This is a genomic window from Dietzia alimentaria 72 (assembly GCF_000226215.1).
In the GTDB taxonomy this organism is placed as follows: Bacteria; Actinomycetota; Actinomycetes; order Mycobacteriales; family Mycobacteriaceae; genus Dietzia; species Dietzia alimentaria.
Genome location: NZ_AGFF01000024.1, coordinates 164,301 through 187,695 on the forward strand (window position 1 = coordinate 164,301; position 23,395 = coordinate 187,695).

Below are 23,395 nucleotides of genomic sequence, written 5' to 3' on the forward strand. Positions count from 1 at the left end.
CCTCTGGCCCTGCACTCCAGCCCCCGCCGATGCGCGCGCCGGAGAGCAGGGCCAGGGGCGGCTGTCGTTGTCCTAGGCGGGGCCGAGCCATCGGTCGCTTCCGGCTCGGCGGCCGCAGCTCACTAGGCTGTCCGGGACAGCCCGTACCGAGGAGGCCCCCATGAGCCAGGCACACACGACCTCCGACCGGGATCCCGGTAGCGAGGACCGAGATCACGGGCGACGCGCCGGGACCGACCAAGGCGAGGCGACCCACCACACCGACGTCATCGGCCGGGTCGAGCCCTCCGCCAAGCGTCCGGGGGCGTCGATCGTCCACGAGGACGAGACCACCAAGATCGTCTCGTTCGAGTTCGGCGAGGGTCAGGAACTGCCCGACCATGCGGCGTTCCACCCCGTTCTCATCCAGTTACTCAGGGGTCGTGTGGAGTTCGGACTGCCCGACCGCACGCTCGAATTACAGACCGGTGAGATCCTGCATCTGACGGCGAAGTTGCGGCACTGGGTACGAGCACTCGAACCCACCACGTTGACCGTCACGATGCTGCTGCCCCGCAGCTGAGCTCGTGGCTACGCTGAGTACATGATCGCGTTCGTCCTCGCCTCGGCCTCCCCGTCCCGCCTCCGGATCCTCGAGCAGGCGGGGGTGGACCCGCTGGTCCGTCACCCGCGAGTCGACGAGGACGCACTCCGTGCCTCGCTGCCGGCGGAAACCCCACACGTCCGGGTGGTCGAGGAGCTGGCGAGAGCCAAGGCGCACGACGTCCTCGAACGCGAAGGGGACTCTTTAGCCGCGGATGCCCGCGCGACCGGCGCCGACACCCTCGCGCTCGTGGGATGCGATTCGATGTTGCTCGTCGACGGCCAGCTCGAGGGCAAGCCACACACCTACGAGCGGGCCATGGAGCGCTGGAAGCGGATGCGCGGCCGGCACGGCGTGCTGCTGACCGGCCACTCGCTGATCGTCGCGGACCTCACCGGCGACGGCCCACCCAGGGTCACCAGCGTGGAATCGGACACCTCGGACACGACCGTCCACTTCGGTGCCCCGTCGGATGCGGACCTCGACGTGTATTTGCGCACAGGGGAACCGCTCGAGTGCGCGGGCGCCTTCACCATCGAATCCCTCGGTGGCTGGTTCATCGACAGGATCGACGGCGACCCGTCGAGTGTCATCGGTCTCAGTCTGCCTCTCCTCCGGCGCCTCCTCGCCGGCGCTGGAATGCACGCCCACCGCGTGTGGCGGCCTGAATTGCGTCCGTGAAAATTTCGCATTCTCGGGCGCGCTGCAGGTCAGAGGGATGCCGCCCCCGCCGATCCGCCCCCGCGGACCAGCCCTTGGACCCCCAACAGCACACATGAGGGGTGCCTCTCATTAGACTGCTGAAGAATATCGGTGGGCCCATCGGGGACACCGTCGTCAAGACGTCCATCACCAGGAGGCCCTGAGTGCCCAGTCATGCCAGCTCTCACATCACCAAGGTCCTCGTCGCCAACCGCGGCGAGATCGCCGTCCGAGTGATCCGCGCGGCGAAGGATGCCGGTCTGGCCAGCGTGGCCGTATACGCCGAGCCCGACGCCGACGCACTGTTCGTCAAGCTGGCCGACGAGGCCTTCGCCTTGGGCGGCACCACGTCCGCGGAGTCGTACCTCGTCTTTGACAAGATCCTGGACGCCGCCGCCAAGTCCGGTGCTGACGCCGTGCACCCCGGTTACGGATTCCTGTCCGAGAACGCCGACTTCGCGCAGGCCGTCATCGATGCCGGACTGATCTGGATCGGCCCGCCGCCGCAGGCCATCCGCGACCTGGGTGACAAGGTCACCGCCCGCCACATTGCCGAGCGTGTGAACGCTCCGATGGCCGCCGGCACCAAGGACCCGGTCTCGGACGCCTCCGAGGTCGTCAAGTTTGCCGAGGAGTACGGCCTGCCCATCGCGATCAAGGCCGCCTTCGGTGGCGGTGGCCGCGGCATGAAGGTCGCCCACAAGATGGACGAGGTCGCCGAGCTCTTCGAGTCGGCCACTCGTGAGGCCGTGGCCGCCTTCGGTCGCGGCGAGTGCTTTGTCGAGCAGTACCTCGACAAGGCCCGCCACGTCGAGGCCCAGGTCCTCGCCGACCAGCACGGCAACGTGATCGTCGCCGGTACTCGCGACTGCACCCTGCAGCGCCGCTTCCAGAAGCTGGTCGAGGAGGCCCCCGCGCCGTTCCTGACCGACGATCAGCGCAAGCGAATTCACGACTCCGCCAAGGCCATCTGCAAGGAGGCTGGCTACTACGGCGCCGGCACCGTCGAGTACATGGTCCAGGGCGACACGATCTCGTTCCTCGAGGTCAACACCCGCCTCCAGGTGGAGCACCCCATCACCGAAGAGACCGCCGGCATCGACCTCGTCCTCCAGCAGTTCAAGATCGCCGAGGGCGAGGTCCTGGAGTTCACCGAGGACCCGACCCCGCGCGGCCACGCGTTCGAGTTCCGCATCAACGGCGAGGACGCCGGCCGCGGCTTCCTGCCCGCCCCCGGCACCATCACCGGGTACCGCGAGCCGAACGGCCCGGGCGTCCGCATGGAGTCCGGTGTCGAGCAGGGCGACACCATCGGCGGCCAGTTCGACTCGATGCTCGCCAAGCTGATCGTCTGGGGCGAGGATCGCGACCAGGCGCTCGCCCGTTCGGCCCGCGCGCTCGCCGAGTACAAGATCGAGGGCATGGCCACGGTCCTGCCGTTCCACGCGCATATCGTCACCAACCCCGCATTTGTCGGTAACGGCAAGAACTTTGACGTTTACACCAAGTGGATCGAGGAGGAGTGGGACAACCCGCTCGAGCCGTGGACCCCGACCGGCGCACCCGCTGACGACGACGAGCCCGTCGAGCGCAAGAAGGTCGTCGTGGAGGTGGACGGACGTCGCGTCGAGGTCTCCCTGCCCGGCGACCTCGCCTTCGGCGGTTCGCACGACGGCGGCACGGTCCGTCGCAAGGCTAAGTCCCGCACCCGTGGCGGCGCCGCCGGTGCGGCCGCATCCGGTGACGCCGTCTCGGCCCCCATGCAGGGCACCGTCGTCAAGGTCGCCGTCGAGGAGGGCCAGGAGGTCAAGGCAGGCGACATGGTCGCCGTACTCGAGGCCATGAAGATGGAGAACCCGGTCACCGCGCACAAGGACGGTGTGATCACCGACCTCGCCGTCGATGCCGGCGCCGCCGTCACCCAGGGCACGGTGCTCTGCGAGATCAAGTGACCTGTTCCTGACAGCAGGTACGGGAGGGCCCCGGTGACCATGAGGTCGCCGGGGCCCTCCCGCATATGAAGGGGCACGCGGGACGACGACATGGTTCCGGCCCGCCGCGGCCGTGCGGGGTCGTCAGTGGCCCCGGGCCGCGGAACTGTCGACCACCGGCTGCGCTCGCGCGGGGTCAAACGCCGCTTCCGCCAGGAATTGCCGGACATCCGGCACACGTCGAAGGAATCCGTCCGCCTCGTCGTCGGACTCGGTGACCTGGCTCGCCTTCTCGGCGTCGATCCGCCGCTCGAACAGTTCCACCTCCCGCGCGACACGGTCCGCGTCCCAATCGAGAATCTCCGCCATGAGGTCGGCGACCTCGCGGGCGCAGTCGACACCGCCGTGCTGATACTCCATGGAGATCCTTGTGCGGCGGACCAGGACGTCCTCGAGATGGAGGGCTGCCTCGGCGACCGCGGCATAGACGACCTCCACGCGCAGGTAGCCGTCGGCTCCCCCCAGCGTCTCCAGCAGGTCCGGACGACCGGCGGCGAGCTCGAGCACGTCCTCGGTGAGCGTGCCGTACCGCCCCAGCAGGTGCAGGACCTGCTCCTCGCGGACCTCGTAGTGATCGGCGATCCTGTCGGCCCGGTTGACCATTCCCGGATAGCCGTCGGCCCCGAGCAGCGGGATGCGTTCGGTTGTCGAGGACGGTACACCCGCGGCCCGCTCCCCCAGTTCGGCGACGGCCGCGTCCACGGCATCGGCTGCCATCACCCGATAGGTGGTGTACTTCCCACCCGCCACTACCACTGCTCCGGGCGCCACGGTCATCACGGCGTGCTCGCGGGAGAGCTTGGCGGTGGTATCGGCCCCGCCCGAGAGCAGAGGACGCAGTCCGGCGTAGACACCGCGAACGTCCTCACGGCCGATCGGCTCTGTGAGGACCGAGTTCACGTGGCCGAGGATGTAGTCGATATCCGCGCCGGTCGCCGCCGGGTGGGCGAGGTCGAGCTGCCAGTCGGTGTCCGTGGTGCCGATAATCCAGTACTCACCCCACGGGATAACAAAGAGGACGGATTTCTCGGTGCGCAGGATGAGCGCCGCCTCGGAGTCCACCTTGTCCCGGTCCACCACGATGTGGACGCCCTTGGACGCGCGAACGGTGAATCCGCCCTCCTCCCCGAGCATCTTCTGGAGGTGGTCGGTCCACACGCCGGCGGCGTTGAGAACAACCGCGGCCCGGACGTCGGTCTCGAGCCCGGTTTCGGCGTCACGGACCCGCACCCCCGTTACCCGGTCACCGTCGCGGAGGTAACCGATCACCTGCGTCGAATTGGCCACCACCGCGCCGTGGTGGGCGGCGGTGCGGGCCAGGGTGAGGGTATGCCGGGCGTCGTCCACAAGGGTGTCCCAATAGCGGATCCCGCCCACCACAGCGCCTTCACGGAGCCCCGGGGCGATGCGGTGGGCACCGGCGCGGCTGTAGTGCTTCTGCGGAGGAACGCTTTTCGCGCCACCCATGACGTCGTACAAGACGAAGCCGGCGGCCATGTAGGGACGCTCCCAGAATCGTCGCGTGAGCGGGAACAGGAACTTGAGCGGTGTCACCAGGTGCGGAGCAAGCCGCGTCATGCTCAGCTCGCGCTCGTGCAGGGCCTCTGCCACCAGACCGAAATCGAGTTGTTCGAGGTAGCGCAGGCCCCCGTGGAACATCTTGGAGCTGCGGGACGAGGTACCCGCGGCGAAGTCACGGGCCTCGACCACTGCGACGTTGAGGCCGCGGGTCGCGGCGTCCAGGGCGCTCCCCGTACCCACCACGCCCCCGCCCACGATCACGACGTCGAACGTGTCCTCGGACAACCGCCGCCACGCCTGTGCGCGGCGCTCCGGGCCCAGGACTGAACGGGACCTGATCGTGGGCATGGGTGCTCCCTTCGCGGCCGTGTCGGTTTTCCGGCCGGTCGGGCCCGACTCTACGCCCGGGCGGACGTAAGCTTGGCCGTGTGAGTCGCAACACATACATTCTGGCGATCGATCAGGGCACCGCATCGTCACGGGCCATTCTCTTCGACCACGACGGCCTCCCTGTCCCCGCGGCGACCGCGCAGGTCGAGCATCGCCAGATCCTGCCGCGGGCGGGGTGGGTGGAACACGACCCCTTGGAGATCTGGGAGAACGTGCGCACCGCCATGGCCCAGGTCGCCGGGCACGTGGATCTAGAGCCCGCGCTGGTCACGGCGATCGGCATCACCAACCAGCGCGAGACGGTGGTGGTGTGGGACAGGGCGACCGGCGAGCCGGTGTACAACGCTATTGTCTGGCAGGACACCCGCACCTCCGGGATCTGCGCCCGCCTGGCCTCGGACCACCCCGACGGCGACAACCGGTTCCGCGATATCACCGGACTGCCCCTGTCGACCTATTTCTCCGGCCCCAAGATCCGGTGGATCCTCCAGCATCTGGACTCCCGTGGTGAGCGCGGCACAGAGCGGGCCCAGGCCGGCGAACTGTTGGCCGGCACCATCGATTCCTGGCTGGTGTGGAACCTCACCGGGGGGCGCCGAGGTGGGAACGACGGCGAGGGCGCTCTTCACGTCACCGACGTCACCAACGCCTCGCGCACTCTGCTGATGGATCTGCGGTCGATGGAGTGGAGTGACGAGTTGTGTCACGAGATCGGCGTGCCGCGGGCCATGCTGCCGGAGATCGTCCCCTCGTCCGGGGTGCTGGGCCGGGTCACCGAGCGCCGCATGTTCGGTGGCACGCCCATTGCCGGGATCCTTGGCGATCAGCAGGCGGCGATGTTCGGGCAGACCTGCTTCCAGCCCGGCGAAGCCAAGAACACCTACGGGACGGGCGCATTCCTGCTGGTCAACACTGGTACGACCCCGCAGTTCAGCGAGAACGGACTGCTCACCACGGTCTGCTACCAGCTCGAGGGACAGGACCCCGTGTACGCACTGGAGGGTTCGGTGGCCGTGGCCGGGTCGCTGGTGCAGTGGCTACGGGACAACCTCGGGGTGATCTCGCGAGCGGACGAGACCGAGGAGTTGGCGCGGTCTATCGAGGACAACGGGGACTGCTACCTGGTGCCCGCGTTCTCCGGACTGCTCGCACCGCGTTGGCGGCCGGATGCCAGGGGCGTGATGGTGGGCCTGACCCGCTTCCACACCCGGGCCCACCTGGCCAGGGCGGCTCTCGAGGCCACAGCATTCCAGACCCGCGAAATGACCGATGCGATGGCAGCTGACGCGGGTGAGGCGGCGGAGTCGCTGCGAGTAGATGGCGGCATGGTCGTCAACGATTTCCTCATGCAGTTCCAGGCCGACATCCTGGGGATCGACGTGGTTCGACCCGAGGTCACTGAGACCACAGCGCTGGGGGCCGCGTTCGCGGCCGGCCTGGCAGTGGGTCAATGGGATTCCGCGGACCGGCTGCGTGAGCTGTGGCGGGAGGACCGGCGCTGGACGCCGCAGATGCCCGAGGCCGAGCGTGAGCGACTGCTGGGTCGGTGGAACGCGGCGGTCGAGCGAACCCTGGGCTGGGCCGACGCGGAGGGATGACCGGCGAGCTGCATGCGCCCCGAGAGAGCGCTTCGGGTCAGTCGAGGTCGTCGTGGCGGATGAGCTGGCGGGCCGCCTCGGTGATCGTGCCCGTCATCGACGGATAGACGGAGAACGAGCCCGCGAGGTCGGCCACCGTGAGCTGGTTACGCACCGCGACCGAGATCGGCAGGATGAGTTCCGACGCGGTGGGCGCCACCACCACGCCACCGATCACCACGCCTGAGGCGGGACGACAGAACAGTTTGACGAAACCGCGGCGCAAGCTGCGCATCTTGGCCCGCGGATTACCGGCCAGTGGCATCACCTCGACACGGGCCGGTACCTCCCCGGACTCGATCTGCGCGTGGGAGATACCTACCGTGGCGATCTCCGGGCGGGTGAACACCGCGGAGGCGACAGTACGCAGTTTGATGGGACTGACGCCCTCACCGAGCGCGTGGTACATCGCGATGCGTCCCTGCATGGCGGCCACGGAGGCCAGGGGGAACAGGTCCGTGCAGTCACCGGCGGCGTAGATGCCGGGGGCGGTGGAACGGGAGACGCGGTCAACCTTGATGTGGCCGCTGCGCTGCAGTTCGACGCCGGCGCTCTGCAGACCCAGGCCGTCGGTGTTGGGTACCGAACCCACACAGATCAGTGCGTGCGAGCCCGTGACCGTGCGGCCGTCCCCGAGCCGGACGATGATTCCGTCCTGATGATGCTCCACTGCGTCCGCGCGCGCGTGCTTGACCAGGGAGACGCCGCGTTCGCTGAGCGCCTCCTCCAGCACCAGCGCGGCGTCGGCGTCCTCGTGCGGTAGTACGCGGTCCCGGCTAGAGACCATGGTGACCTTGACGCCCATCTCCGTGAACGCCGAAACGAACTCGGCACCGGTCACGCCCGAGCCGATCACCACGAGGTGCGTGGGCAGTTCGGTGAGGTCGTAGAGCTGTCGCCAGTTGAGGATCCGTTCGCCGTCGGGCTCCCCACCGGACAGGACCCGGGGGCTGGAACCGGTGGCCACCAGCACCACGTCGGCGTCAAGGATCTTCTGCTGGCCGTTCTCGAAGGTCACGGCGACGCTGTGCGAGGCCATTCCCGGCTTCGAGTCGTGCAGCCGCGCGCTTCCGGAGAGTAGGCGCACGCCCTCGCGCTGGAGCTGCGAACGGATGTCGGCGGACTGGGCCCGCGCAAGCGACTTCACGCGACCGTTGACCTGTCCGAGTCGGTACGCGGTGGGATCGAAGTGCGCCTGGACGCCCATCTCCTCAGCGCGCCTCATGTCGGTCCGTACACCCGTGGTGGCGATGAACGTCTTGGAGGGCACACAGTCGTGGAGTACGCAGTTACCGCCGATACCGTCCGAGTCGACGATCGTGACGTCCGCTCCGTATTGCGCCGCGACCAGCGCCGCCTCGTAGCCTGCGGGCCCGCCGCCGATGATGATGATGCGCTGCGTCACAGATCCTCCACGGCTCACAGGGGTAAGGGCCGGGCGCCGCGTCCCATTGTGGCGGGCGCCGCGTCCGCCGTACACGGTAGTCGAACACCAGCTCCACGGCCGGAGGACACTGGAGCAACACCCTCCGGCGAGGGACTAGGCTTGTCCTCGTGCCTCTCTACGCCGCGTACGGGACCAACATGCATCCCGACCAGATGAACATCCGCGCGCCGCACTCGCCCTTCGCCGGGACGGGGTGGCTCAACGGCTGGCGCTTGACCTTCGCCGGGAACGACCCCACGTGGGAAGGCGCTGTCGCCACCGTCGTCGAGGATCCTGACTCGCGGGTCTTCGTGGTGCTCTACGACGTCCCCGATGAGGACGCCCGCGCTCTCGACCGGTGGGAGGGCACTGATCGGATACCCGCCGGCAAGATCCGGGTCCGCATCCAGCGTCGGCCGACCGTGCCGGACGGGCCCCCCGTCAGCGCGCAGGAATCCGAGTTCGCCGTGGAGACCGCCTCCCCCACCGGGGCGGACGACTCGGTACTCGCGTGGCTGTACGTGATGGACGCCTTCGAGGGAGGCCTGCCCTCGGCGCGCTACCTGGGGTTGCTCGCCGACGCGGCCGAATGTGCAGGTGCCCCCGACCCGTACGTGCACGAGTTGCGAACCCGGGAATCACGCAACGTCGGCCCGGGCGCCTGATCGAGGTGCCCCTGCTCTCCCCCACTCGCGATGCCGAGACCGCGTCCGCGGTGATCGCGGAGGCCAGTGGCCGCACCACCCACGAGGTGACCCTGGTGCTGGGCTCCGGCTGGTCCGAGGTCGTGGGTGGCCTGGCCGACGCCGGCACCGCCGTGACGATTCCGGTGCGGGACCTGCCGGGGTTCGTGGCCCCGTCAGCCGCCGGCCATCGCGGCACCGTGACGAGCTGCCTGGTCGACGGTGTGCCGTTGCTGTCCGTGGCCGGTCGAACCCACCTTTACGAAGGCCGCGGCACGGAACCCGTTGTCCACCCGGCCCATGTGGCCGCCGCGGTGGGTGCCCGGGTGTTGGTCCTCACCAACGCGGCGGGCGGCCTGCGCGACGACCTCACCGTGGGTGACCTGGTCCTGATCCGCGATCACCTCAACCTCACCGGCCGCTCGCCGCTGACAGGTCCACTATTCGTGGACCTGGTCGACGCCTACTCCGCGCGCCTGCGTGCGGCCGCCTCCCGGGCCATCGCCGCGGTCGGCGGGGACGGACCCGGAGGGAACGACGGGGCGCGGGCTGGGACCCACCCACCGGAGGGCGTCTACGCCGCTATGCCGGGCCCGCAGTACGAGAGCCCCGCCGAGATCGGCATGTTGCGGACGCTCGGCGCGGATCTGGTGGGGATGTCGACCGTGCCCGAGACCATCGCCGCCCGCGGTCTGGGGCTGGACGTGGTGGCGATGTCGCTCGTGACCAACCTCGCCGCAGGGGTCACCGGGAAGCCACTCGACCACACCGAGGTGCTGGCCGCCGGCGCTGCTGGGTCCGCCCGCCTCACCGGGGCACTGCGGGCCCTGGTCCCCGCGGTCGCCCGCGCCTGAGGAGCAACCCGTGTCCGGGAATCAGCCGGTGACATTGGCTTTCGGCACCGCGGGCGTCCGCGCCCCGCTCGGATCCGGGCCCGAACGGATGAACGACCACACGGTCACCCTGGTGGCCACCGCCGTCGCGCGATACCTGCGCGAACGGGAGCCAGCCGGGTCGACCGTCATCGTCGGTGGGGATGCCCGGCACGGCTCAGCCCGATTCGTGGACCTGGTGGCGGCGGTGGTGGCGGCGCACGACCTCGTCGTCGTCGTTCCTTCAGGCCCCGTCCCCACTCCCGTGGTGGCCGCGGCGGTGCGCGCGCGCGGAGCGGTGGCCGGGCTCATGGTGACGGCCTCCCACAATCCGGCAGGCGACAACGGCATCAAAGTCTACGGACGCGGGGGCGCACAGATCGTGCCGCCGACAGACGCAGACATCGAGAGCCACCTGCACGCCGCGGCCCGAGAGTCGATCACCGTGCCGACGGCCGGTGCACGGAGGATCCGTGTAGACCCGCGACTCGACGACGACTACGTGGCCGGCGTCGTCGCGGCCCTGCCTCGGCCCCCTCGCGCGCCTCGCGTGGCCCTGACCCCCGTCCACGGGGTGGGAGGCGACCTCTGCCGCCGCGTCCTGGCCGGGATCGGCGTCGGCGATGTCCACCTGGTGACCGAACAGGCGGACCCGGACCCGGACTTCCCCACCGTCTCCTCGCCCAACCCCGAGCGACCGGAGACCACCGCGAGACTGCTCGAACTGGCCGTCCGGATCGATGCCGATGTGGCGATCGCCCTGGATCCCGACGCCGACCGGTGCGCAGTGGGCCTGGCCGGGCCCGACGGGCGGTGGCGGATGCTCGACGGCGACCAGACCGGTGCCGTGCTGGCCGACCAACTGCTGCGCACGCCCCTACCGGGATCGACGCGCGGGCCGGGGGCTCCGGTGGTGGCGTCAACGATCGTGTCCTCGCGACTGCCGTCGCTGCTCGTGCCGGCGCGGGGCGGGCGGCACGTCGAGACCCTCACCGGGTTCAAATGGCTGGTACGTGCGGGCGAACCGCTCCGCTACGCATATGAGGAGGCGATCGGACACTGCGTGCTGCCGGAGCTGGTCGCGGACAAGGACGGGATCGCCACCGCCGCCGCCTGGTGCGCGATGCTCGGCTCCGACGGGCCGACGGTCGACGAGCGACTCCACCGCCTCGACGTCGAATTCGGCGCCCACCTGCGGCGCAACGCCCCGCTCCCACTCGAGCCCGGCATCGTCGTCTCCAGGGCGCTGGATCGAGCCGCCGGACTACTCGCCTCCGACGGTCAGGTCCGTCAACTCGACGGTACGGCGGGGTTCAGGCTGAGTGTCGACGGCGCCCGCGCGGTGGTTCGTCCGTCCGGAACGGAACCACTGCTCAAGACCTACGTCGAGGCGTGGACGGCGGCCGGCCCGTCCGAAACAGACCGGCACGACGCCGTGCGACGACTGGGCCTGCTGGCCCGGGCGGTCGCCGAGGCGGCCCGGACGTGAGCGTCAGCGGGGGCCGAAAAGACGATCGCCCGCGTCTCCCAGCCCGGGGACGATGAAGGCGTCGTCGTCGAGCCGCTCGTCGATCGTCGCGGTGAACAGCGACGCCGCCAGTCCCGATTCGCGGACGGTCTCGATCCCCTCCGGCGCGCACAACACGCACACCACGGTCACCCCGGTCGCACCGCGCGCGGCCAGCGTCTCCAGCGTCGATACCAGTGAGCCGCCGGTCGCGAGCATCGGGTCGAGCACCACCACGTGGCGTCCGTCGAGATCGTCGGGTAGCGAGCACAGGTAGGACACCGGCTCGTGGCTCTCCTCGTCACGGGCGAGTCCGATGAAGCCCACCTGGGCACCGGGCAGCAGCCGGGTGGCCGGCTCCAGCAGTCCCAGGCCGGCCCGCAGGACCGGGACGATGAGCGGAGTGCCGTCCACCGCGACCGCGGACGTGTCGGTGATCGGGGTGGTGACGGTCACCGTCTTGGTGGGCACGGCGCGGAATGCCTCGTAGCAGAGCATGGTGCCGAGCGCGTCCATCGCGGCCCGGAACCCCGCGGTGTCGGTGGCGGAATCGCGAAGCGTGCGGAGCCGGTCCCCGACCAGCGGGTGATCCACGACATTGATGTCCATGCTCGTCAGGATTCCACACGGAAAATATTTCTGGACGGGTGGAACCGGATTGACACCCGGGCACGTCGAACCCTGTGACGGGACAGAAAGAACCACTTGAGGGGACGACACCATGGCTGACGGGGCGATCGACGTCCACGTAGACGGTTTACGTGAGTTGGGCACCGGATTACGGGAGCTGGGGAGCTCACTGGGAAGCGCGCTCCAGGCGGTGGACGGGCTACCCGTCGACGCCATCTCCCCGGTCGTGGGGCCGGTGGGCGCTGACTTCATGTCCGCCCTTCTGACGGCCACCGCACGTCATCGAGAGGTCCTTGCCGGGGTGGCGCGGGTGACCGACGCGGCCGGCGACCTGATCACGGAGACGGCGGGACTCTACGAGGACACCGACACCTCGACGGCTCAGGCACTCGGCATCGCCGGCGGCCACGTCGCCGACAGGCAGGTGTGATCCGATGATCGCCGATGCACTGGCCTACGCCGGGCCCATCAAGCAGATCCTCGATCTGCTCTCGACCGAGGAGTTCGTCCCCGCCGAGGCGCAGAACCTCATGAAGCCCGTCAGCGACGGACTTGAAGTGGCCCAGCAGGTCGGGGCACCACTCGAGCGCCTGCTCTCGGAATCCTGGGACTCACTGGCCTCGTTGGGGGCCGCCCAGTCGATCGCCGAGGTCGGCCGGACGGTGGGTGCGCTGAGTGAATCGGCGGTGGAGATCGCGCGCGTGACCTCCGTGGCCGCTGACATCGTGGTAAGGGGGACGATCGAGGTGATAGGCATCGTGCAGCAATTCATCACGCGTGCCGCCGCGCTCGGCCCCACACTTCTGTCCCCACCTGGGCAGATCGCGCTACTGGGGCTGGCGACCGAGCATCTTGCCCGCGGCATCCAGGTGGCCGAGCGGGTCCAGCTCGAACTGCAGGCACCGACCGCCGAAATGAACGCGATCGCCTCCGGGATCCCGCCGGCCCCACGGATGCCCGGCATGCTCAGCGCCGACTCCAGCACCGGCGGTAGCGCCATCAACGCCTCGACCGTGGCCTATTCGGGATCCGGGCCGGGAGCATTCTCCGGCGACGGGGGCTCAACTGGTGGCCTCGAGGCAGGGGCCGGTGTTGGTGCCGAGGCAGGCCAGTCTTCAACTCCGGGGCCGGTGGCCTCCGGCGACGCAGGCTCCGGGGTGATCGGCAGCGGTGTCGAGGTGGTTCTGCCCGACGGGTCGGTGGCCACCGCGCCCAACGAGAACGCCGCTGGAGCGGTCCGCAACGCGCTGAGCCAGCAGGGCGTGCCCTATGTTTGGGGCGGCACCACCCCGGGTCAGGGCCTGGACTGCAGTGGTCTGACGCAGTGGGCATACCGGGATGCGGGTGTGGAGATCCCGCGACTGGCCCAGGAGCAGGGCGTGGGTGTCCAGGTGTCGCAACAGGACCTCGCGGCTGGCGATCTGCTGGTCTGGGACGGCCACGTGGCCATGTACATCGGCAATGGCCAGATCGTCGAAGCCGGGGACCCTGTGGCGGTTTCCGGCCTTCGGACCGACAATATCGGCATGTCTTTCTACGGCTTCTACCGCCCGACAGGCGGATGACCCCCGAATCCTGCCGTCACACCGACCCCATGACCGGCGTCGTGGCCGAGGTCGGCACTGACGGTGTCCCGGTTGGGCTGGCCCTGCCTGGCAATCTCCTCAATCGCACGCCCTCCGAGGTCGCGCGGGCGGTGCTTCGCGCCATTACCGCGGCGGCGGGTGAGGCGCGGGAACTCCTCGAGCACATTGCCGAGGACGGCCAGTGGGGCGAAACCGACGCCTGGAACACGGACGACGACGCGCTGTACGAGTCCGTCCGGTGAGCGGCGGCGGACTGGACGTCGAGGCTTTTCTCGACCGTCTGCGCGGGATCGCGGCCGAGTGGGAATCCGCCCACGATCAGCTCGAGACGCTGCGGGTGGTGGCCTCGAGCAGCGACCAGCTCGCCACCGCGACCGCGGATTCCGGCGGGGCCGTTGTGGACCTGGTGTTGGCGCCGGGTTTGCGTCGGCATGGCGCGCAGACGGTATCCGCATCCATCCTCGAAGCGACCTCCTCCGCCGTCGAACAGGCCAATGCCCGTCGGGCGGAGTTGGTCTCGGGTTCGGTCGCTCTGGCCGTGACCGGACGGAAGCGGGCCGCGGAGCACGCCGCAGGGCGGATTGCCGACGCCTCCGCGACGGGCCGTGGCACCGGCTGACCGGCCGTGGATATGCTGACCCGCATGGCCAAGGACATCGTCCCGATCGAGCTCGGTCTCCCGGAGGGAGACATCACCACCCTCTGGGCGCCAAGCTGGCGCGAGGACAACGACGACTGGGAGGCTTTTCTCGGTCTCGACGAGGACCTCTACGCGCTGGACTCCACCGCCGAACTCCTGGCTCTGGTCCGCAGCGATAAGAAGCATGACCTGGTGGATCACCCGTCGTGGTCGGAGTTCGCGCAGTCTGACGTCCTGACATTCCGCGCGGATGACGAGAACTGTTACGACCTCGTCGGCGTTATGGAACTGCTGGGCGACAAGCCCACCGAGTCGTCGGTCAATGAGATCGACCAGTCCTTCGCGATCGCTCGTTCGATCGGCGAGGTGTGCGAACTCGACAGTGTCACCAAGTTCTTCAACGGAAACCCGGTGCTCGCGTCCGTCACCCACGGCATGGACGAGTTCTATGGCCGCGACGGCCTGAAGCTGTGGAAGTCCATCCGTAAGACCGTCGCCAAGGGCTGGGACGACGTCCTCGACGCGATCCAGGACGTCATGACCCGGCCCGGCGTCGACCCCGCGGAGGTCGAGCGGGCCCGCACGGATCTCGAGACCGCCGAGGCTGCACTCCCCGAGCCGGAGCCCGAGCCCGAAGCGGCGCCCACGGGTTACCCCGAGGGCTCGATCTGGGAGGGCGTGGGAATCGACCCGGTCAAGATCGTATTTGCTGACCAGGAATACCTGAGCCTGAGGTGCTACCTGGGCGACCGGCCCGTGTTCCTCGGCGACGGCGACCAGGTGTACGTGTTCACCAGCCCTCGCGGACTGTCCCGCTACCTGGCGGACAACGACGACGAGACGCTCAGTCGGGTCGCCACGTTTGAACGCGTGAAGATCGCCGCGACCGACGGCAGCCTCGACGTCCACGTGACCGTCGACAACGCCTACGTGCTGGCCGGACTGGATCGCGACATCGAGGTCGGCCCGGGCATGGTGGACTCCGAACAGCTGGGGCTGGCCGTCGAATTCATCACCGACCTGGCCAACTACGTCGGCGACGCCGACCTGGAGGCCTCGGTGACCGGCCGTGGCTCAGCACTGCGACGCTTTCTGAACTACGTGCTCAACCCGGATGACACCAAGCTTCTCGAACCCTCCGGCCCCTTCGACGACGAGACCTCCGAGTGGCGCGACCTGGTCGACGACGTGGAGAAGCTCGTCACCACGCCGGACATCGCCTGAATCTCGGCCGTCGCACCTCGACCGTCGCGGCCTGCTCCTCGCCCCTCGCCGCCAAGAGTGTTTCGCACGTGTCTACTCGAGCGATGCGCGCGGAACACTCTTCGCGGCGAATAGTGGGAGGGGCAAGCGGGATGGGTGGTCGAGTGGGGTGGGTGGCCGGATTACCAGCCGCGCAGGCGCTCGACCACTACCCCAGCGGGTCCGCTGCCAGGCTGGTCCTCGCCGAACTCGAGGGCCCGGCCGAGTTCGGCCACCGCAGCAGGGATCCGCTCCGCATTTCCCGTATGCACCGTGGCCACCACGTCGCCGGCGCTGACCTGCTCGCCATCGAGCCGCTCGAGTAGCACGCCCGCAGCAGGGTCGACGGATTCCCCCGGTCTGCTCCGGCCCGCCCCGGACAGCCATGACGCCCGGCCGACGCCGAGCGCGTTCCAGTGGATACGGCCCGCGGTCGGCGCCGTCACCTGCTCGACGTGTGAGGCCCTGGGGAGCATGGCATCGGGGTCGCCGCCCTGAGCCGAGATCAGCGCCCGGTACGAGTCCATCGCGCGCCCGTCGGCCAGCCGTTCGCGGGGGTCCGCGCCCACGATCCCCACTGCGGCCAGCGCCTCTTCAGCCAGCGCGCACGTGAGATCGACCATGTCCGCAGGGCCGCCCCCGTCGAGGATCTCAAGGCACTCGGTCACCTCGAGCGCATTGCCTACCGCCCGACCGAGCGGAGTGTGCATGGTGGTGACCAGGGCGCTGGAGCGGACGCCCGCGTTGGTGCCGATCTCCACCATCACCCGGGCCAGTTCCGATGCGTCGGCGCGATCGACCATAAAGGCGCCGGACCCGAACTTGACGTCCAGGACCAGGGCGCCCGTACCCTCGGCGATCTTCTTGCTCATGATCGAAGAGGCGATGAGCGGGATCGACGGAACGGTGCCCGTGATGTCTCGCAGCGCGTAGAGCGCACGGTCGGCCGGGGCGAGGTCGGCTCCGGCCGCGCAGATCACCGCGCCCGTCCCGGAAAGGATCTCCCGCATCCGGGTGGCGTCGAGATCGGCGCGCCAGCCGGGGATGGACTCCAGCTTGTCGAGCGTGCCGCCCGTGTGGCCTAGACCGCGCCCGGACAACTGCGGGACCGCGACGTCCCACGTGGCCAGCAGCGGCGTCAGCACGAGCGTGATCGCGTCGCCGACCCCGCCAGTCGAATGCTTGTCGACCGTGGGCACCGTCCGCCCGCCGCGGGTCAGGCCGGACAGGTCCATCCGCGATCCCGAATTCACCATCGCGGTGGTCCACCGGGACATCTCCCGCCCGCTCATCCCTCGGAAGTAGATCGCCATGGCCAACGCGGACATCTGCTCGGGCGGCGCCGCCCCGCGGGTGAAGGCGTCGACTATCCAGTCGATCTCGTCGTCGTCGAGCTCCCTCCCGTCCCTCTTCGCCTCGATGATCCGTACGGCATCGAGGCTCCGCCCCGCCTCTGTGACCCCGTTCACGCCAGGTGCTCCGGGCCGAAGGCGTCAGGGAGCAGCTCGCCCAGACGCACCGGGCCGCGAGCGATGTGGACCACCAGGTCCGGGCCGCCGTGCTCATAAAGGAGCTGCCGGCAACGTCCGCACGGGGCGAGGAGGTCGCCGGTGTGGGAGACGACGACGATCTCGAACAGCCTCCCGCCGCCGGTCCGGTGGAGGTCTGAGACCAGGGAACATTCGGCGCAGAGAGTCAGACCGAACGAGGCGTTCTCCACGTTGCACCCGGTGACGATCCTGACCTCCGAGCCGCCGGGCGCGACGGCCACCGCCGCGGCACCCACCCCCAGTCCGGAGTACGGACGGTAGGCCTTCCCCGCAGCGGCGAGCGCCGCCTGGTTGAGCTTGTCAATAAACTCGCTGTGTTGTGCTGCGGTTTCGCTGGATAACACCTCGACTTACCCTCCGGTAACTTTATTTAGGGTCCCCTAACAGGGAGAATCTGTTCATGCCACGGTACCCACCCTGCTTTTCATCAGTCAGATCTCAGGTCTAAAGTCCTAGTAGGCGCCCGCTGTGCTCGCGAGCCGGAACGTGCGCCGATGGCATGACGCCCAGACGATTCGGAGGCACGACAAGCCCATGAGTACTGCGCAGGCGCCGGCGCGTCCGGCCCCCTCTAAAAAGGTCAACATTTACAAGGGTGACCCGGGGATGTGGTCGTGGGTCGCACATCGCATCTCCGGCGTAGCAATCTTCTTCTTCCTCTTCGTTCACGTGCTGGACACCTCGCTGGTCACGGTGAGTCCCGATACCTACGACAGCGTGATCGATTCGTACAAGACCCCGATCGTCGGTCTCATGGAGATCGGACTGGTCGCGCTTGTCCTGTACCACGGCCTCAACGGCCTCCGGATCGTGCTCGTGGACTTCTGGTCCAAGGGCGCCCGCTACCAGCGTCAGATGCTGTGGGCGGTTCTGGCGATCTGGGTCGTGGTGTTTGCCGCCGCGACCGCTCGCCTCCTCTTCCTCCTCTTCGAGCACATCTAAGGAGAACGATCACCATGGCAGACGCACCTGTTCTCCAGACCTCCTACGACCGCCCGGCCTCGCTGGCCCAGCCCCGGTCCCCCCGCCTGCGCTCGCGCGGCAACTTCGAGCGGAACGCGTGGATGTTCATGCGCGCCTCCGGTGTGGCGCTGGTCATCCTCACGTTCGGCCACCTCTTCGTCGGCCTCATGGTCGACGACGGCGTCCACCGCCTCGACTGGGACTACGTCGCCGAGCGCTGGCAGAGCCCCTTCTGGGCCACGTGGGACATCCTCATGCTCTGGTTGGCGCAGCTCCACGGCGCCAACGGTGTCCGCACAGTCATCGCGGACTACTCCCGCAAGGACTCCACCCGGTTCTGGCTCAACGCGCTCCTGATCGCCGCCACGGTCCTGGTCCTCGTCCTGGGCACCTACGCAATCTTCGGCCTCGCCTACGACATCTGATCGACGGCTGCGGACTCCCCATTTTCCGAAAGCGAGCACTGAGAATCCCATGACCGATCGCCAGGTCCACCAACACCAGTACGACGTCGTCATCGTCGGCGCCGGCGGCGCCGGTATGCGCGCCGCCATCGAGGCCGGTCCGCGCACCCGGACCGCCGTCCTCACCAAGCTCTACCCCACCCGCTCCCACACCGGCGCCGCCCAGGGCGGCATGTGCGCCGCCCTCGCGAATGTCGAGGAGGACAACTGGGAATGGCACACGTTCGACACGGTCAAGGGCGGCGACTACCTCGTCGACCAGGACGCCGCGGAGATCATGGCCAAGGAGGCCATCACCGCCGTCATCGACCTCGAGAACATGGGCCTGCCGTTCAACCGGACGCCCGAGGGCAAGATCGACCAGCGCCGCTTCGGCGGCCACACGCGTGACCACGGCAAGGCGCCCGTGCGTCGTGCCTGCTACGCGGCCGACCGCACGGGTCACATGATCCTGCAGACGCTCTACCAGAACTGCGTCAAGCACGACGTCGAGTTCTTCAACGAGTTCTACGTCCTCGACCTCTGCCTGTCGGAGACCCCCGAGGGCCCGGTGGCCACCGGCTGTGTGGCCTACGAGCTCGCCTCCGGCGACCTCCACGTCTTCCATTCCAAGGCCACCGTGTTCGCCACCGGCGGCTCGGGCCGGATGTACAAGACCACCTCCAACGCCCACACCCTCACCGGTGACGGCATGGCCGTGGTGTTCCGCAAGGGCCTGCCCCTGGAGGACATGGAGTTCCACCAGTTCCACCCGACCGGCCTGGCCGGCCTGGGCATCCTCATCTCCGAGGCCGTCCGCGGTGAGGGCGGAATCCTGCGCAACGCCGAGGGCGAGCGCTTCATGGAGCGCTACGCCCCCACGATCAAGGACCTCGCGCCGCGTGACATCGTCGCCCGCTCGATGGTCCTCGAGGTCCGCGAGGGCCGCGGCGCCGGACCCGAGAAGGATTACGTCTACATCGACGTGACCCACCTCGGTGCTGACGTCCTCGAGGAGAAGCTCCCCGACATCACCGAGTTCTCGCGCACATACCTGGGTGTCGACCCGGTGACGGAGCTCGTGCCGGTGTTCCCGACCTGCCACTACGTCATGGGCGGTATCCCGACCAACGTCAAGGGCGAGGTTCTGCGCACGAACGACGACGTGGTCCCCGGCCTCTACGCCGCCGGCGAATGCGCCTGCGTGTCCGTGCACGGCTCCAATCGTCTTGGCACCAACTCGCTGCTGGACATCAACGTGTTCGGTCGTCGCGCCGGTATCGCCGCCGCTGACTACGCCGCGGGCCACGACTTCGTGGAACTCCCGGAGGAGCCAGAGACGATGGTGCGCGAGTGGATGGAGCGCATGCTCGCCCCGCACGGCACTGAGAACGCCGCGGACATCCGCAGTGAGATGCAGGCCATGATGGACGACAAGGCGTCGGTGTTCCGCAACGAGCAGTCGCTCACGGAGGCCCGCGAGGAGCTCCGCGTCCTCAAGAAGCGGTATGCTGACGTGACAGTCAGCGACAAGGGCAAGCGGTTTAACACCGAACTTCTGGAGGCCGTCGAGCTCGGCTTCCTCCTGGAGCTGGCGGAGGTCACCGTGGTGGGTGCCCTCAACCGTAAGGAGTCCCGCGGGGGTCACTCCCGTGAGGACTACCCGGACCGCGACGACGCCACCTACATGAAGCACACCATGGCGTTCAAGGAGGGCCCTGACCTGCTCTCCGAGATCCGGCTTGATTGGAAGCCGGTTGTGCAGACCCGCTACGAGCCGATGGAGCGTAAGTACTGATGAGTTCCGCAGTCGACACCAGCAATGCCACGGACGGCGCCAGCAAGCGTCCCGCTCCGCCCGGCTCGACCATGGTCACGCTCAAGATCGCCCGGTTCAACCCGGAGGACCCGGACTCAGCGGGCTGGAAGGAGTACGAGGTCCCGGCTCTACCGTCCGACCGTCTGCTCAACCTCCTTATGTACGTCAAGAACTACATCGACGGCAGCCTGGCGTTCCGTCGCTCGTGCGCGCACGGCGTCTGTGGTTCGGATGCCATGCAGGTCAACGGCGTCAACCGGCTGGCATGCAAGGTCCTCATGAAGGACATGCTCCCCAAAGACGGCAAGCCCGTCACCATCACCATCGCCCCGATCCGGGGCCTACCGGTGGAGAAGGACCTGTACGTCGACATGGAGCCGTTCTTCAAGTCGTTCCGCGACGTCATGCCGTACCTCATCACCTCGGGCAATCAGCCGACTGCCGAGCGCATCCAGTCGCAGACCGACCGCGCCCGCTTCGACGACACCACCAAGTGCATCCTCTGCGCCTGCTGTACTACCTCGTGCCCCGTCTTCTGGGCCGACGGGTCGTATTTCGGGCCGGCGGCGATCGTCAACGCGCACCGGTTCATCTTCGACTCCCGTGACGAGGGCGCCGCTGAGCGTCTCGAGATCCTTAACGACGCCGAGGGCGTGTGGCGCTGCCGCACCACCTTCAACTGCACCGACGCGTGCCCCCGTGGCATTCAGGTGACGCAGGCGATTCAAGAGGTCAAGCGCGCACTGCTCTTCGCACGCTGATCCAACGGCCCGGGGCCGCGCTCTCCACTTACGGAGTGCGCGGCCCCGCTCGCATTTCCCGGCCCTCGAATCCGCCCTCGGCGGACCCCGCGCCGCCGGCGGAATACCGGCCGCGAGCGAAGTCGCAGCACACACGGCCGCGGATACGCTGCCTCTCTGACTGGTGCTGGCCCTGTGTACGCGAAGCCGCTACTTGCGCTGGCGAAATGGACCACAACGGCATCGCAAGCCCGAGGGGCAGCACATCCGACGTCGCTTGCGCAGCAGAAACGCCCGCTCCGGACCGGAGAGTCGGCCTGCGCAGCGGGTGCCTCGCCTTCCGCTCCCCCGCCACGGCCCGGCGGGCCAGCCGCTGAGCGGACGGGGTCGGGAGTAGACTCAGGCCCCGTGACCAGCATCCGACGACGGCCCGTCCAGCGCGCCGCAGGCCTCGTGGCCGCAGCCCTTGTCGCACTGGCGCCGCTCGCCACAGCGGGTTCCGCTACAGGTGTCGAACCCGAGGCGGGCATTCCGGTAACCGATCCGCCGCCGGTCGCGGTGCTGCCGTCAACCACGTCGTCGTCGTACTTCGACACCCCCCGGGACCTCACCGGATGCCCATACCGCACTACCCCGCCCGCGCCCGTCGACGAGTCGGAGGTCCCGCTACCGGGAGGTTCGGCCCCGGCTCCTCCCCCGGTGCCGGACGCCGCGCCGGGCGGTGACGCGCTCGCCGGCTGCGAAGTGGCGGCGCCCGACGGGTTCGAGGTGCCCGGCGATGTCACCGCGAGTGCCTGGCTGATCTCCGACCTGGACACCGGCGAGGTCGTGGCCGCAAAGGATCCACACGGTCGATACCGCCCGGCCAGCATCATCAAGACGCTGCTCGCCTCCGTCGCATTGGATTCACTCGACCGCGAGCAGGTCATCGAGGTCTCCGATTCTGATCTCGAAGGCGCCGAGGGCAGCCTGGTGGGAATCGGCCCGGGCGGAAAGTACAGCGTGCACCGGCTCATGTGCGGGCTTCTGATGTCATCGGGCAACGACGCCGCCGTGGTGCTGGCTCACCGGCTGGGCGGGATCGAACAGACGCTCGGCGCGATGAACAACCACGCTGCTGAACTCGGTGCCAGCAGCACGTACATCGCGACCGTCAACGGACTCGACGGCCCCGGCATGATGACCACCGCCTACGACATGTCGCTGATCTTCCGCGACGCGATGACCCGTCCGGAGTTCGCGGAAATCGTCGCCACGGAGTCGACCGGCTTCCCGGGTTATCCCGCCGGCGAAGGCGCGGGGCCACCCGATCCTGAGGCCGCACCGGCGGACATCGCTCCGACTGTCCGCGCGGACGGCGTCACGGTGAACCCCGGTTTCGTCCTGGGGAACGACAATCAACTGCTCTACAACTACCCCGGCGCGATCGGCGGGAAGACCGGTTTCACCGATGACGCCCGGCACACGTTCATCGGCGCGGCCGAGCGCGACGGGCGACGGCTGGCGGTGGTGTTGCTCGACGGCACCCGCGTGCCCAGCGCACCGTGGCAGCAGGCGGCCGGGCTGTTGGATGCCGGGTTCGCCGCCGGGGGTGCGGATCCGGTGGGCATGCTCGATTCGGGTCAGCACGACGCCCTCGACGACGCGACCGAGCACCTGGCTTCCGGCCCGCTCGGTTCGTCCGGGAAATCCGACTCGACCAGTCACGACGGTTCGTTGCTCGGTCGCTACGGGCCGTGGCTGGCGCTGGGCGCGGCTGGGGTCGCGGTGCTGGCCGGTGCCGTTTTGACCCTGCGGTCGCGGAACTAGGACTCTGCAGCGGCGCCTGCGAGAACGATCCGCATTCGCCCGGCGCACTCGTCGACCGCGGTGCGCTCGTCTTGCCCGACCGATACCTCCAGGAGCAGCCGAAGGAGAGCGACGACGACGAGGTCGGCCGCGATGTCCACGGACGTGTCGCCCGCCCCGGAGAGCGACTCGAGCCGACCCAGGGTGATCCCCAGCCGACGGCGAGCGGAGTCCACGGCGTTCGCGAGAATCCGGTGATCCGGGTGGGCGACGTCGACCAGCCCGCGTGCGAGCATCCCCCAGGTCTGCGGCTCTTGGCCAGCGGCTGCCGAAGCCAGCCGGGGCCACTCGGCGGCGGGGTCGTCGATGGTGGTGGAGATGAGGTCGTCGATCAAGCTGCCGAGGCTGCCCGCCGCGCCCACCGCCAGTTCTGACGCCAGGGCGTCAACGGACTCGAAGTGCCGGTAGAAGGCGGTGGGAACGATCCCTGCCTCTCGGGCGAGTTCGCGAACGACAAGCCCGCCGAAGCCTCGGGCGGCCACCGCGTGACGTCCCGCATCAACAATGAGTGCACGGGTGTGCTGCTTCTGCTCAGCGCGAGTCCTGGGGCCTGTCACGGGTCTCATCGTAGCTTCGCTCCGCATTAAGCGCTCGTAGCTCCCGCTCGGGGGGTGCGCCCCAG

The 23,395-nt window shown here is 68.8% G+C and carries 23 protein-coding genes; 17 read left to right on the forward strand and 6 right to left on the reverse strand.

Annotated features, from left to right (window positions below; genetic code table 11):
- Positions 1-160 precede the first annotated feature (160 nt).
- The 3 genes from ON04_RS12855 to ON04_RS12865 all read left to right on the forward strand — a co-directional run bounded on the left by ON04_RS12855 (position 161) and on the right by ON04_RS12865 (position 3,237).
- A complete protein-coding gene (locus ON04_RS12855; RefSeq protein WP_010542034.1) occupies positions 161-562 on the forward strand; it encodes a cupin domain-containing protein in 402 nt (133 codons plus the stop codon).
- A gap of 21 nt (positions 563-583) precedes the next feature.
- Positions 584-1,264 (forward strand): Maf family protein, encoded by a 681-nt coding sequence (locus ON04_RS12860; protein WP_010542035.1) that lies wholly within the window; start codon positions 584-586, stop codon positions 1,262-1,264.
- A gap of 185 nt (positions 1,265-1,449) precedes the next feature.
- Positions 1,450-3,237 (forward strand): acetyl/propionyl/methylcrotonyl-CoA carboxylase subunit alpha, encoded by a 1,788-nt coding sequence (locus ON04_RS12865; RefSeq protein ID WP_010542036.1) that lies wholly within the window; start codon positions 1,450-1,452, stop codon positions 3,235-3,237.
- A 123-nt stretch (positions 3,238-3,360) separates the two neighbouring features.
- Here ON04_RS12865 and ON04_RS12870 read toward each other — a convergent pair whose 3' ends face one another.
- Positions 3,361-5,145, reverse strand: coding sequence for a glycerol-3-phosphate dehydrogenase/oxidase (locus ON04_RS12870; protein WP_010542037.1), 1,785 nt, complete (start codon positions 5,143-5,145; stop codon positions 3,361-3,363).
- Positions 5,146-5,225: 80 nt separating this feature from the next.
- Between ON04_RS12870 and glpK the strand changes: the two genes are divergently transcribed.
- Positions 5,226-6,785, forward strand: coding sequence for a glycerol kinase GlpK (gene glpK / locus ON04_RS12875; RefSeq protein WP_010542038.1), 1,560 nt, complete (start codon positions 5,226-5,228; stop codon positions 6,783-6,785).
- Between the two features lie 37 nt (positions 6,786-6,822).
- On the opposite strand, the gene ON04_RS12880 is transcribed toward glpK, so the two are convergent.
- Positions 6,823-8,229: an NAD(P)H-quinone dehydrogenase gene (locus ON04_RS12880; protein ID WP_010542039.1), complete on the reverse strand. Its 1,407-nt coding sequence runs from the start codon at positions 8,227-8,229 to the stop codon at positions 6,823-6,825.
- 149 nt (positions 8,230-8,378) lie between these two features.
- On the opposite strand from ON04_RS12880, the gene ON04_RS12885 reads away from it, so the two are divergent.
- The 3 genes from ON04_RS12885 to ON04_RS12895 are packed head-to-tail and all read left to right on the forward strand — an operon-like array spanning position 8,379 to position 11,294.
- The gene (locus tag ON04_RS12885; protein ID WP_010542040.1) at positions 8,379-8,915 is read left to right on the forward strand and encodes a gamma-glutamylcyclotransferase family protein; all 537 of its coding nucleotides are present in this window, start codon (positions 8,379-8,381) and stop codon (positions 8,913-8,915) included.
- Positions 8,912-9,787, forward strand: coding sequence for a purine-nucleoside phosphorylase (locus ON04_RS12890; protein WP_029458405.1), 876 nt, complete (start codon positions 8,912-8,914; stop codon positions 9,785-9,787). The genes ON04_RS12885 and ON04_RS12890 overlap by 4 nt, the downstream gene beginning before the upstream one ends.
- 10 nt (positions 9,788-9,797) lie before the next feature.
- Positions 9,798-11,294: a phosphohexomutase domain-containing protein gene (locus tag ON04_RS12895; protein ID WP_010542042.1), complete on the forward strand. Its 1,497-nt coding sequence runs from the start codon at positions 9,798-9,800 to the stop codon at positions 11,292-11,294.
- Between the two features lie 3 nt (positions 11,295-11,297).
- On the opposite strand, the gene upp is transcribed toward ON04_RS12895, so the two are convergent.
- A complete protein-coding gene (gene upp / locus ON04_RS12900) occupies positions 11,298-11,921 on the reverse strand; it encodes a uracil phosphoribosyltransferase (RefSeq protein WP_010542043.1) in 624 nt (207 codons plus the stop codon).
- 112 nt (positions 11,922-12,033) lie between these two features.
- On the opposite strand from upp, the gene ON04_RS12905 reads away from it, so the two are divergent.
- The 5 genes from ON04_RS12905 to ON04_RS12925 are packed head-to-tail and all read left to right on the forward strand — an operon-like array spanning position 12,034 to position 15,392.
- On the forward strand, positions 12,034-12,372 hold the full coding sequence (locus ON04_RS12905; protein ID WP_010542044.1) for a type VII secretion target: 339 nt from the start codon (positions 12,034-12,036) through the stop codon (positions 12,370-12,372).
- A gap of 4 nt (positions 12,373-12,376) precedes the next feature.
- Positions 12,377-13,507, forward strand: coding sequence for a C40 family peptidase (locus ON04_RS12910; protein ID WP_010542045.1), 1,131 nt, complete (start codon positions 12,377-12,379; stop codon positions 13,505-13,507).
- Entirely contained in the window at positions 13,504-13,770 is a 267-nt protein-coding gene (locus ON04_RS12915; RefSeq protein ID WP_010542046.1) for a hypothetical protein, read from the forward strand. Before ON04_RS12910 ends, ON04_RS12915 begins: the two co-directional genes overlap by 4 nt.
- Positions 13,767-14,147, forward strand: a complete 381-nt coding sequence (locus tag ON04_RS12920) for a YbaB/EbfC family nucleoid-associated protein (RefSeq protein WP_010542047.1) — start codon at positions 13,767-13,769, stop codon at positions 14,145-14,147. The genes ON04_RS12915 and ON04_RS12920 overlap by 4 nt, the downstream gene beginning before the upstream one ends.
- Positions 14,148-14,171: 24 nt before the next feature.
- Complete coding sequence (locus ON04_RS12925; RefSeq protein WP_193350635.1) at positions 14,172-15,392, forward strand: primosomal protein; 1,221 nt, start codon at positions 14,172-14,174, stop codon at positions 15,390-15,392.
- A 161-nt stretch (positions 15,393-15,553) separates the two neighbouring features.
- On the opposite strand, the gene ON04_RS12930 is transcribed toward ON04_RS12925, so the two are convergent.
- Entirely contained in the window at positions 15,554-16,879 is a 1,326-nt protein-coding gene (locus tag ON04_RS12930) for a thymidine phosphorylase (protein ID WP_010542049.1), read from the reverse strand.
- Positions 16,876-17,304: a cytidine deaminase gene (locus ON04_RS12935; RefSeq protein ID WP_010542050.1), complete on the reverse strand. Its 429-nt coding sequence runs from the start codon at positions 17,302-17,304 to the stop codon at positions 16,876-16,878. Before ON04_RS12935 ends, ON04_RS12930 begins: the two co-directional genes overlap by 4 nt.
- A 190-nt stretch (positions 17,305-17,494) precedes the next feature.
- On the opposite strand from ON04_RS12935, the gene sdhC reads away from it, so the two are divergent.
- The 5 genes from sdhC to ON04_RS12960 all read left to right on the forward strand — a co-directional run bounded on the left by sdhC (position 17,495) and on the right by ON04_RS12960 (position 22,734).
- Positions 17,495-17,902, forward strand: coding sequence for a succinate dehydrogenase, cytochrome b556 subunit (gene sdhC, locus ON04_RS12940; protein WP_081477188.1), 408 nt, complete (start codon positions 17,495-17,497; stop codon positions 17,900-17,902).
- Between the two features lie 14 nt (positions 17,903-17,916).
- Positions 17,917-18,348: a succinate dehydrogenase hydrophobic membrane anchor subunit gene (locus ON04_RS12945; RefSeq protein ID WP_010542052.1), complete on the forward strand. Its 432-nt coding sequence runs from the start codon at positions 17,917-17,919 to the stop codon at positions 18,346-18,348.
- 49 nt (positions 18,349-18,397) lie between these two features.
- The gene (gene sdhA, locus ON04_RS12950) at positions 18,398-20,164 is read left to right on the forward strand and encodes a succinate dehydrogenase flavoprotein subunit (protein ID WP_010542053.1); all 1,767 of its coding nucleotides are present in this window, start codon (positions 18,398-18,400) and stop codon (positions 20,162-20,164) included.
- Entirely contained in the window at positions 20,164-20,946 is a 783-nt protein-coding gene (locus tag ON04_RS12955) for a succinate dehydrogenase iron-sulfur subunit (protein ID WP_010542054.1), read from the forward strand. Before sdhA ends, ON04_RS12955 begins: the two co-directional genes overlap by 1 nt.
- 387 nt (positions 20,947-21,333) lie before the next feature.
- The gene (locus ON04_RS12960) at positions 21,334-22,734 is read left to right on the forward strand and encodes a D-alanyl-D-alanine carboxypeptidase family protein (RefSeq protein ID WP_010542055.1); all 1,401 of its coding nucleotides are present in this window, start codon (positions 21,334-21,336) and stop codon (positions 22,732-22,734) included.
- Here the strand turns inward: ON04_RS12960 and ON04_RS12965 are convergent.
- Positions 22,731-23,330, reverse strand: coding sequence for a TetR/AcrR family transcriptional regulator (locus ON04_RS12965; protein ID WP_141564777.1), 600 nt, complete (start codon positions 23,328-23,330; stop codon positions 22,731-22,733). The two genes, ON04_RS12960 and ON04_RS12965, sit on opposite strands and share 4 nt — an antisense overlap.
- Positions 23,331-23,395: the final 65 nt, after the last annotated feature.